At 66.3% G+C, this 10,348-nt stretch carries 11 protein-coding genes; 10 read left to right on the top strand and 1 reads right to left on the bottom strand.

The genetic code is table 11. The annotated features are described in order from the left end of the window. Window positions 1–481: 481 nt before the first annotated feature. The 10 genes from FLV34_RS37885 to FLV34_RS37840 all read left to right on the top strand — a co-directional run bounded on the left by FLV34_RS37885 (window position 482) and on the right by FLV34_RS37840 (window position 8,882). Complete coding sequence (locus FLV34_RS37885) at window positions 482–1,327, top strand: hypothetical protein (RefSeq protein WP_205831190.1); 846 nt, start codon at window positions 482–484, stop codon at window positions 1,325–1,327. Window positions 1,328–2,061: 734 nt separating this feature from the next. Continuing rightward, window positions 2,062–2,391, top strand: coding sequence for a hypothetical protein (locus tag FLV34_RS37880; protein WP_142652116.1), 330 nt, complete (start codon window positions 2,062–2,064; stop codon window positions 2,389–2,391). 41 nt (window positions 2,392–2,432) lie between these two features. After that, complete coding sequence (locus FLV34_RS37875) at window positions 2,433–2,861, top strand: hypothetical protein (RefSeq protein WP_142652114.1); 429 nt, start codon at window positions 2,433–2,435, stop codon at window positions 2,859–2,861. Window positions 2,862–2,875: 14 nt separating this feature from the next. Beyond that, window positions 2,876–3,175: a hypothetical protein gene (locus FLV34_RS37870; RefSeq protein WP_142652112.1), complete on the top strand. Its 300-nt coding sequence runs from the start codon at window positions 2,876–2,878 to the stop codon at window positions 3,173–3,175. A 71-nt stretch (window positions 3,176–3,246) separates the two neighbouring features. After that, a complete protein-coding gene (locus tag FLV34_RS37865) occupies window positions 3,247–4,329 on the top strand; it encodes a DUF4192 domain-containing protein (RefSeq protein WP_168066575.1) in 1,083 nt (360 codons plus the stop codon). 5 nt (window positions 4,330–4,334) lie between these two features. Next, window positions 4,335–5,831 carry an ATP-binding protein gene (locus FLV34_RS37860; protein ID WP_147945439.1) on the top strand — a complete coding sequence of 499 codons (1,497 nt, stop codon included), beginning with the start codon at window positions 4,335–4,337 and terminating at the stop codon, window positions 5,829–5,831. Continuing rightward, window positions 5,818–6,129 (top strand): hypothetical protein, encoded by a 312-nt coding sequence (locus FLV34_RS37855; protein WP_142652108.1) that lies wholly within the window; start codon window positions 5,818–5,820, stop codon window positions 6,127–6,129. The genes FLV34_RS37860 and FLV34_RS37855 overlap by 14 nt, the downstream gene beginning before the upstream one ends. Window positions 6,130–6,405: 276 nt before the next feature. Continuing rightward, complete coding sequence (locus FLV34_RS37850) at window positions 6,406–6,942, top strand: hypothetical protein (RefSeq protein ID WP_142652106.1); 537 nt, start codon at window positions 6,406–6,408, stop codon at window positions 6,940–6,942. A gap of 138 nt (window positions 6,943–7,080) precedes the next feature. Then, window positions 7,081–8,109, top strand: a complete 1,029-nt coding sequence (locus FLV34_RS37845; protein ID WP_142652103.1) for a DUF932 domain-containing protein — start codon at window positions 7,081–7,083, stop codon at window positions 8,107–8,109. A gap of 290 nt (window positions 8,110–8,399) precedes the next feature. Continuing rightward, window positions 8,400–8,882 carry a hypothetical protein gene (locus FLV34_RS37840; protein WP_142652101.1) on the top strand — a complete coding sequence of 161 codons (483 nt, stop codon included), beginning with the start codon at window positions 8,400–8,402 and terminating at the stop codon, window positions 8,880–8,882. 119 nt (window positions 8,883–9,001) lie between these two features. Here FLV34_RS37840 and FLV34_RS37835 read toward each other — a convergent pair whose 3' ends face one another. Then, on the bottom strand, window positions 9,002–9,613 hold the full coding sequence (locus FLV34_RS37835; protein WP_147945438.1) for a prepilin peptidase: 612 nt from the start codon (window positions 9,611–9,613) through the stop codon (window positions 9,002–9,004). Window positions 9,614–10,348: the final 735 nt, after the last annotated feature.

Below are 10,348 nucleotides of genomic sequence, written 5' to 3'. Positions count from 1 at the left end.
TGCGGACAGGACTCTCGACAAGCCCAATCCTCCCAGCTCAAAGGCACTTTTCTCATGTAAACGATCAAGCCCGCTCAAATTCGTCGCGAAAGCCCGAGGCTTATGACTGGTCATGATCGCTATTGCATCGCCGCTGGTAGGCGGCTTGGTGTGCGGCCTCTTGCTGGCCCGACTCTATGGGCAACGCCGTGATCGAGGCAAGGGCAGTTGGTTGTGCATGGCAATCTGGCCTGACCGCGACTTTTGGAATTCGCGGACTGTATTCTTTTTGTCATTCTATTGATGGCTGGCCTTTCTTGATGATGGTCTAATCGCTACACCTGGCCTGTTTCGCTTGTTTGCTTGCACTGTCGCATATTGCCCTATGGTCCGCCCCTTCTCCTGTCGGCGAAAACATGGTAAAGGCGCACGGGATGTCATTGCGTCGGTCTCTGTTCTGCGGTTCAATTGAATTGCGAAAGAGAAACGGTGCCGCGACTTTGTGGCCCTGGTGATCGGAGATCGAAAGATGTCGAATGGAGTTCCCGGTAAGTGCGTCCCTTCCAACGTTCCGGGGGAGAAGCTCACGCCGGAAGACATGGCGCGCGTGACGCCGGACGATTGGGCGGAGATTCAGCGGCTCGCACGCGGCTACTGCCGTACGGTCGACGCCACACGTTCCCGTAAGCGCATGGATGGAAGCGCGACCATCGTTAAGCAGGGTCACGCGCCGTACGGGACAGACGACGTATCGGACGACGTCACGCAGGACGCGGTACTTCTGTTCGCTCAGCGTCTGCGCGATGTCCTCGCGTCCTGCGCCCCTACCCCTGACAGTGGCCCTACCCGGGACACTCAGGCGTGGGTCTATGTCCGTAGGGACGGCGGAGAGTTGACCATCACACGGACGACCCTGCAGCGGTGGGCGGTTCGCGATGCCGCCGCGCGCAACGGCTACCGGATCGATGTTCCGGCCAATGACATCGACGCCACGCCGGGCGCTCAGCTCATGCGCGGCGTTCCCCGTACCGAGACAGTCACGGGGGCCGCCGTCGCCTTCTGCGTCTCTCAGCACAGCGCGGAGATGTTCCGTCAGGCGTTCGGCGATGGTCGCGACTTCCCGACCATCGGGCGCATGATCGATATCGCGTCCAACGCTCAGGACCTCGGGCGAACGGGCATCTTGAGCACCGTTGCCCAGGCACGCTATGGCGGCGCGTATGGCTCTCGCCGGGCCGTGATCCGGGTGCGTGAGGCGGCACGCGCGGAGTGGCGGGAACTGTCGGAGCGTCTTGACGACGTCAGGAGCACGATGGTTCACGGCGGAACCAACGGCGTAGAGGACTGACGAAACCCGCTGAGAAGGGCCTCAGAGAGCGTTCTGAGGCCCTTTCTCATGCCCACAGATGCACCTACCCGGTTCAGTGACGATGAATTAGCGAGGCAGGGCGCGGACGCTTGGGCTGTGGCAACTCCCGTATTCAAGTGAGAGCAGAATCCGCCGGTGCGCGTCTGCCGCGTCCGGTGCGATGTTCGCTCTTACGGTGCTTTTCTGCGGCTTGGTTGCTGAGCCGTAGGACGGCTACAGATCGGAGTTCCTGACCGTTCGCATAGTGCGCGGTGACGTTGGTAAAACGTCGCCGGGCGCGGACGGTCGGGCCGTTCCGGTCACCGTATTTAAGTGAGAACGAAATCCGCCGGTGCGCGTCTGAAGCATCTGGCGCGATGTTCGTTCTCACATGTTGTTCTGTGGCTCACGTAGCCGTGCTACAGGACGGCAAGGAGGCCGGAACGGTGGCCGTCGGTGCGGCGTGCGCGGCAATGCTGCGGAAATGTTGCCGCGTGCGGACGGTCGGGCCGTTCCGGCCACCGTATTTAAGTGAGAGTAATTCGCGCCGCGAGAGCGCCGGACACACCGGACTCCGCCATACGTGAACCGCCGTCCTGATTCCCGCATCCGCCGGACCGTACGGAAGGCCGCCGGACAGGCGCCGCGAAAAGGGAGGCAATCGTATGGAGGTGAATTCTGCCGTCCCGGCCGGCTGGTCCGTGGGAGACCTGACGGTCTGCGGCGGGGGCCGAGTGATGCGCGTGGCCGCGTTGGGTGAGGTTCGCCCGGACACCGCGACGCTGGTGCCCGCCACCGATCCCGGCGGCGCGCGTGAGTACGTGGTGACGGTAGCGCTCACGCCGATGCCCACGGCCGCCGAGGTGATCACCTGTCTTGGCTGTCTGGCCAAGACCCATCTGTGGATCGACGCCACGCACACTAACCGGGCATCGGGAGCGGGCGTGCGGCTGATCCGCTGCTCACGCTGCTACAGCGATGCTCTGGATCTCCGGGACTGTGAGATCCATGCGGTCAGCGCGACCGTACGACCGCATCACCTGAGCCGCCGTCGCCGGTACTGACGGCCCGCCATTCCACCTTTCTGAAACTTTTTGGAGTCGCCATGGCGATGACGCATGCCCTGACCCTGCCACCCGGATGGATCATCAGCTCCCGGCTGGTGCCCGCGTGGCAGATCGACGCCGATCACCTGCTGGAGGTGGAGGCCGCCGGGCGGACCGATGAGGGCCGGATCCGCTGGCGCTACCGGCTGTCTCGGCGCCGCCGCACGATCTTCAGCGGGTCCGACATCTGCTCGGGTGTCGGCGCGGTTCTGACGCCCGATGAGTTGATCAGCGCGGCCCGGACGATTCTGCACTACCTCACCCTGCGACCGGGCGACACCGACGCCGACTATTTCGACTCTTACACCAGGGCGCAGCTGGAGTGGCGCGACCGGTACGCCGAAGAGCTGTCGATCTACGCCATGGACGAGTGGTGCGGCTACTGCGGCGGCGACCACGCCTCGCCCGGCTGCCCGGCCCGGACCTGAGGGGGGGCACGATCATGGGACGTTGGTACGGGCTCTGGCACGGCGGCAACGGGTACGGCTCACCACAGCCGGATGATCTGGAGGAGTTCTCTTCCCTGGCCGATGCCCGGCGCAAGCTGTCCGATCGGCACCGGTACGGCTACTGGCAGCGCTCGCCCTTCGCGTTCGCTCACCGCGAGGCCGCCGACGTCCTCACCCCGTGCGTGGGGGACGACTGCGAAATCAGGCTGTACGGCTCCGCCGACGGGCTCGACTACCCCGATCGGCGGATCTTCCTTGGACCGCGCGGCGGCGTCCGCATCGAACGCTGCTGACCCCGCCCTTCTTCATTCCATCGCCCTCGGCTGACCGCGCCGGGGGTTTCTTCATGTTCAGGAGGACACTTATGACCTCTGGTCTGGATCACACGGTGCGGCTGAGCCGTCCGGCGGACTTCATCGCGATCGTGCCCTACATGCTGGGATTCTACCCGGAGCGCAGCATCATCGCGATGGCGTTCGAACCCACCGCCGACCCTGACAGCACCGCCCGGGGGCTGCGGTTCAGCATGCGTTTCGACCTGCCGGACAACTCCGAGGACACGCCCGACCTGGCCCGGCGCTTCGCCGACCTGCTCACCCGCAACGGCACCGAACGGGCGATGCTCATCGGGTACGGGCCCGGGTGGCACGTCACTCCCGTGATGGACGCGGTACGCGGCGCACTGTCGGATGCGGGGATCGACACGATCGACGCGCTGCGGGTCGAGGACGGCCGCTACTGGTCATACACCTGCCCCGATCCCGACTGCTGCTCACCCGACGGCGTCCCGTACGACGCGGGGAGCAACCCGGCCGCCGCGGCGGCGGTGTTCGCCGGGTATGTTGCCCGGCCCAACCGCGCGGCACTCGAAGCCATGCTCGCCCCGGCCGGGGGACAGGACCGGGAACAGGTGCAGGCCGCCACCCGGGAAGCCTGCGCCGAGGCGCGCAGCCTGCTTGCCACTGGGGGCGATCACGACTGGTATCACGAGGGACTTGCTCAGGTCGCCGCCGCGCTGGACCGCACCCAGGCCGGACAGGACCTGTCCGCCGACGAGGTCGCCAGGCTCGCCGTCCGACTCAGTGCGATCTTCGTCCGAGACGCGGCCATGACCTTGATCGGCCGATACGACGACGACACCCACATCAGGCTGTGGACCCAACTCACCCGCAGGGTGGAACCGGACTTCGCCGCCCCTCCCGCCGCGCTGCTGGCGTTCCTCGCACTGCGCACCGGAGACGGACCGCTGGCGCGCGTCGCCGTGGAACGGGCGCTGTCGGCCGATCCCCGCTACAGCCTGGCAGGACTGATCCGCACCGCCCTGGACTGCGGGCTACCGCCGGAGACCGTCTGCGGCATGGACTTCGCGGGCATGGCCGACGAGATCGCCGACAAGGCCGCGCAGTGCCCGGACCTTGCGCGACCGGTGCTACCGGTGGGCTGGTGAACGGCATGGGCTACGCCTCCACCCGATCGGTCGCCCTGACCGGCCTCACTGCGCATGTGATCGACGTCGAGGCCGAGGCCGTACCCGGCGACGCGGAGTTGCATCTGGTCGGCCTGCCCGAATCGTCGGTCTGGCCTGCCCGCGCACGAATCCGGGCCGCGATCCTCAACAGCGGAACAGCCTGGCCGGACGCCAGGATCACGGTGAGCGTGACACCGATGATCCCACCGGTCTACGACGCGGCGGCCGATCTCGCGCTGGCCGTGGCGCTGCTGGCCGCCGCCGGTGTCATCCCACCCAAACGGATCGCCGGGCGGGTATTCCTCGGCGAACTGGCCCTGGACGGTGGGATACGCCCCATCAGAGGCGTCCTGCCGATGGTGGCTGCCGCTGTCCGGGCCGGAATCAGCAGAGTCGCCGTCCCCGCCGACTGCGCTCGGGAGGCGGCGCAGGTGCCCGGCACCGTGGTGATGCCCGTAACCCGGCTGGCCGACGTGGTCGACCAGCTCCGCCACGGGACCCTCCGCGATCAGCACGACAGGGAGCCGGAGCCTGCGCCGTCATCGCCCTTCGCCGTCGACCTGGCCGACGTGTCCGGCAACCAGGCGGCCCGCCACGCGCTCGAGGTCTGCGCAGCAGGCGGGCACCACCTGTTCCTGTCCGGCGACGGCCCAGCCACGATGCTCGCCGAACGCCTACCGGGCATCCTGCCGCCGCTGACCGACAAGGCCGCCCGCCAGGTCGCCGAGATCCACTCGCTGGCCGGACAATCCGACAGGGCACCGGGGATCACGCCTCCGCTGTCCGCGCCGCACCATACGGAGACTCCTACAGCGATCTTCGGCAGTGTGGCGGGCAACCGCCCGGGTGCGGTCTCGCTCGCCCACCGCGGCGTGCTGCATCTGGCCGACGCGCCGGAGTTCGCCCGCCCGGTCCTGGACGGCCTGTGCCGGCCAATGGACAGCGGACAGATCCACCTCGCAGGGCAGGGCCGCAGCGTCCGCTACCCGGCACGGTTCACCCTGGTTCTCGATGCTCGCCCCTGCCAGTGCCCTGCAGGGCGGGAAGAGTGTGGCTGCACACCGGAGGCAAGGCGCCGCTACCGGGCGCGCCTGGCCCTGCTCCTGTCACGCGTCGCCGTACGCGCGCCTGTCGAGTGGGGGGATGGCCAAGCGCGGGCGAGTGAATCGAGCGCGGCGGTGGCCGTGCGGGTGCTCGCAGCGAGAGTGCGGGCGGCTCACCGGCTGGCCGACACGCCGTGGCGGAGGAACGCAGAGGTACCAGCGTCAGACCTGCGAACGCGCTTTCCCGTCGTGCCGGAGGCCGCCGAGCTGCTCCGATCGGCGGTCAACACCGGGCTCGTGACGGCTGACGGGCTGCCCCGGCTGCTGCGCGTGGCCTGGACACTGGCGGACCTGCGCGGTGCCGACCGCCCGCAGCTCGACGACGCGGCGGGTGCCCTGGAGTTGTGGAAGGGGGCGAACGGCGATGGAACCCGGTGAGCGCGTCCTGGTCCGCCCCTTCTTCCACATCCCGGTGCGGCCGTGGTGGACGGAGTCCTACCAGTCTCCGTTTTACTACCCGGGCACGGTGACCAAGGTCAACAAGCAGCGCGAACGCGCGCATGTGGAACTGGACGAGTCGCTCTATCCCACACCGTGGCAGGACCGCATCCAGGTTTTCCACGTCAGCGATATCCACAGGTACGGCTGTCGCTGCCAGGAGTGCTCCAAGCCAGGCCGGGACATCTACCGATTCCGCGCTGAGCAAGAGCGTATGCGCAACGAAGAGCAGCCATAAAGCCAACTCCGGACCGGCGGGCGCTGTCCCGTTTCAAAGCGCCCGCCGAATCCGTTACATCCGTACCGTCGCTGCGGATCGGCGCGGGTGACGGTCTCGGTGGGCGGACGTTCGGGCTGTGCCGTCGTCCGTATTTAGATGTGAGCCTCGATCGAAGTTAATAAAGCTCGGTCGGCAATCTCAAATGCTCCCTGCGGTGCCAGATCGGCCCGCTTTTAACTCGTCAACGAATTACTTTGAAAGGAGTCCGGGATGAACGAATGGGAAGTCGAGGAATTGGCGATCGAGGTCGCCGAGCATCTGGAGGGCTACCGGCCCCTGGTGCGGCCCGGTCATCCGGCCTACCTCATGGGACCCGCCGGCGCGCGGCTCGTCGTGCATCCGATCTGGAATCAGCGGGGACGGATCAGGGTGCTCGGTGTCTACCCCGACGGCAGCAGGGGCATGTGTCCTGACCTGCGACGGCATGAGATCACGGTGACAGCGGCGCGAGGGGCGAAGTTCGTCGCGAAGAGGATCGAGCGCCGCCTACTGCCCGACTATCGACGGGACCTGATCACCTGCTTTGAGCGGTTGGCGAAGAGGGTGACCGAGAACGGCACACGGGCTGAGATCATCGAAACCCTGGTGGAACTGCTGCCGGAGGCCTCGCTCACCGAGAAAGAGCGAGAGACCGTCGTCCGGTGGCGGCTGGAGGCCGCGTCCGGCTCGTTCACCGTTTACGGCGACAGCACGAGCACGATCGAAATTTGCGTAGCCGACCGTGAACTGACCGAACGCGTGGCCTACGCCGTACAGCAACGCTCCACATGAGCTCGCCCGAACTCCGGCGCTCTCGCTGGAGAATGCGGCAGATCTGGTAATTCTCCTTACCATCATCAGCTACGACATCGACGGCACCGGCCACGGCCGGTGCCTTTCTCATTTCCACCGCACCGAGGGGAGACAGACATGTCCAGGGAGTCTCTGGAATGGCTGAACGCCAACACCTTGATCGGCTTCACCGAGAAGCGCGGTACGGCCTGGCACTACCGCGCGAGCATGCAAGGCGAGGAGCCGAACCACTATCCCGGCCCGATCCCTGTGGACGACGTCAAGCGGCGGCTGTTCGGCTGGGAGGCGCTGAGCAGCCCCGTCTACGTGGAAGACCCGCGCGGCGGACTGGCCCAGGTGCCCGGCAGGCAGGCCATCGTGCGCAGCGACAACGGCCATGTCATGGGCATCTTCTCCGACGGCTACGAGCCACATCCCTACGTCGAATGGCTGATCAACACCGTCTCCAGGCTCCTGGACGCCGATCTGTCGATCGGATCCGCCGGGCTGCTAAAGGGCGGAGCGGTCGCCTGGGTGTCGGTCGAGGTGCCCGAGAACGTCGTCACGCCCGAAGGCGTCGAGTTCCGGCCCCACCTGTTCGGTGCGACGTCCTTCGACGGTTCCCTGGCCACGACGTTCAAAAGGGCAGTGACTCACATCGTCTGTGACAATACGATGGCCGCTGGTCTCGCCGAGCGCGGGCAGCAGGTCAAGATCAAGCACTCCCGGTATTCGAAGCTGCGGCTCGCCGAAGCTCGGGACGCGCTGAACATCGTCTATGCGCTGGCCGACGAGTTCTCGATGGTCGTACGCGAGTTGTGCCGGGTCGAGGTCAGCGAGCGGCAGTGGCAGGCGTTCTTGGAGGCCCACACACCGATGCCACAGGGGCGAGGCCGCAGCCGAACGATGGCGGAGAACAAGCGAGACACCCTGGCCAAGCTTTGGAACCACGACCTACGCGTAGCGCCGTGGCGTGGTACGGCCTGGGGCGTGGTGCAGGCGGTCAACACCTTCACCCATCACGAGCAAAACGTACGCGGGGCTGAGCGAGCCGAACGCAACATGCTCCGCGCGGTCACCGGCGGCATCGAGGAACTCGATCAAAGCACCCTGTTCACCCTGTCCGAGGTGCTTGGCGAGGCGGTGATCTCTCGCTTCCGTCGGTAAGCCGGGACGGTGCATGCCCTTCGGGCGACGCGTCGGACTCGCCCTTGCGTGAGTCGCTTGAGAGCGGAGCATGGGGCTTCGCTCTCAGCGCGAGATTGGAGCGATATGGGCGGGCCAGTCGCGCGAGCGCGGTTCAGGAAGCGCAGCGTGCGTCGGCTGCTCTGGTTTCAGGCGTTGTCGCCACCCAGCGACGCGGCAGCGCGGGCTGCGGATTACAGGCTGACACAGATGTGTGGGCCATAAGGTGTTCTCGGCGATGGTCCGCGTCTACGTCACGGGAGGAGAAACGGGTGAACGCCGAGACGGCGAACCTGCTCTTCGACGTGGTTGAGCGGTTGGAAAAGAGCATCGTCGCTCGCGACTGCCCCGCGGTCGTCATGCTGGACGGGGAGCGCCGTTTCATCCTCAGTGACTACGACTACCTGCGTGATCGGGAAACTGCCGTAGCCTTCGAGCGCAGAGCCGCCGCGAAGGCAGGCGAGATCGGTGCAAAGCGCTGGGTCTTCGCGGTGCCGCAGGTCTGGATCTTCGAACCTCCGAGCACTGTGGCCACGCGCGCGGTCTCGAATCACCCTCTGCGCGAGGGCGAGCAGGAGGCGATCACGTGGATGAGCTTCGACCGTGACGACGGTGTGGACTATGGCCGGGTGGCCTACGTGCGCCGCCCCAGTGGCGAACCGGTCTTCGAGGAGCCGGAAATGTTCGAGGTGGGCGTACGGCCGAGGGAGATCATGCCGGGGTTCACGCTGCTGCGGGAACTCCTCAACGAGTAGTGGGGCCGATCCCCCGAGGGGGAACGGCCCCTGACCGGTTCCACTCTTTGCGAAAGAGAAATGTGATCGGTCGAGTCCAGCCTATGCCCCCTGTATCGGTGATGGAGAGCATTCGGCGGTCACGCCGCGAGGACGGCCACAAGGCAGCCGGCGAACATGAACGGTCCATACGGGATGAGCGTGGATGCGGAGCCCTTCCGGCTGATCAGCAGGGCCACCGCAAACAGCGCCGCCAGCATGAGCCCCGCACCGATGCCGGCCACCCAGCTATGTAGGTCGATAGTCCCGAGGATCCCGCCGACGAGGCCGGACGCCTTGACGTCCCCCGGTCCGAGTGCGGTGTTCATCCGGCGGAAGCACCAGTAGAGCGAGAAGGCGCCCACGGCGCCGAGGACCAGGCCCACGGCGAGCGCTCCGTCCCTGCTCACCAACCCGCCGACGGCCACGAGCGCCAGGAGGACGGCGTACGAGGGCAGCGTGAGCGCGTCCGGCAGCCGTCGCGCCCGCAGGTCGATCACGCTGAGCGCCACTCCAGCAGCGGCCATATAGAGGTATGCGGGGAGAAGCGGAGCAGGACCGATACGCCAGCCGAGCAGCCCGAATACCGCCGCAGTGATGATCTCGGTTGCGTACGGCACGCCTTTTCGCGGGGCGAAGTGATCGGCGAGGATCCGGACGATTCGCCCGATGAGGAGGCCGCCGGTGGTGGTCCCCAGGGCAACGCCGATCATAGACACGATGTCCCCCGCTCAGCAAGGCGCCTGTATAAGCCGCTTCGTCTACGCAGCGAGAGCAAAGAATAGCTGTGGGTGATTTATGATCTTCAAGTTGTTTCGCTAAGCTAGCCACTCCACCAGCCATTTTTGGTGCTCGTCCGGCTCCACCGCCGGCGCGGTCGGCTCTTCGGTCCAGGCGCCAGCCCTCCTGGCACTGCATCTATCCGCAACGTCCTCGCCCGCTGCGCACACCGGCTCTCCAACCGCGACCCACACGGGATCCTCACGATCTCACTCGTCCCGGTCGCGGTATCGGTCACACACCCTGCTCGGCCGACGCGGCAACGTCGGCTTCTCCCGAAACCATCATCCGGTTATCTGGGAAGGTACGCCCCTTCCCAGTGATCCACAGATTCCGATCATTGCTCGCGGGCATCCGCCAAGACAGGTGTGTTGAACAGCAGTGCGCACCCCCGCAGCGGCACCCGGCGCGCTCATGAGACGAGAAGAAGACAAACTCGCGCGCTGCATCCCCGGCGTTCGCGCGCACCGGTAATCAGGTCGTCACATCAGCAACCGCCCACGCTACCCGGCGTCATTGGGGCGCCCGGACCACGCTGGGCCATTAACGCGGCTCACCAGCGCCGCAGTTAGCGTCCATGGGAGTGGTGTACGGGTGATCTTTCCCTTGGTGCGACGGGAGAGATCCATGTGACAAGAGACGGCCACTTCGTAATCCTTCGATTCGCA

Source organism: Microbispora sp. CSR-4 (genome assembly GCF_008033685.1).
Lineage (GTDB): Bacteria > Actinomycetota > Actinomycetes > Streptosporangiales > Streptosporangiaceae > Microbispora.
This window is presented reverse-complemented; position numbering and strand designations above follow the sequence as displayed.